Source organism: Candidatus Clostridium eludens (genome assembly GCF_045310515.1).
In the GTDB taxonomy this organism is placed as follows: Bacteria; Bacillota; Clostridia; order Clostridiales; family Clostridiaceae; genus Clostridium_B; species Clostridium_B eludens.
This window is the reverse complement of sequence record NZ_JBJHZX010000224.1, coordinates 1-240: the sequence shown is the minus strand read 5'-3', so window position 1 is coordinate 240 and position 240 is coordinate 1. Positions and strand designations below refer to the sequence as shown.

Genomic DNA, 240 nt, shown 5'->3' with positions numbered 1-240 from the left:
TGTTATAACTGCCACATGCCCCGGACATATAATTCCTTGAATTTTACAATTTTCATCCTTTAATATTTTATGTAAAACTGGCTTCATAACCTTTAAACTGCTCAAAATAGAAAAATTATTAATATTATTTTCTTTTGCCTTTTTTACAGTGAGTCCGATTAATGGAACAGTAGTTTCAAAACCAACTGCTAGGAAAACTACTTCAAAACTTTTATTTTCTTCTGCGATTTTAAGTGCATC

At 29.6% G+C, this 240-nt stretch carries 1 pseudogene; it reads right to left on the bottom strand.

Features of this window, described 5'->3' with window-relative positions:
- Positions 1-240 (bottom strand): annotated as a pseudogene (locus ACJDU8_RS25915) (hydrogenase formation protein HypD); the annotation flags it as partial.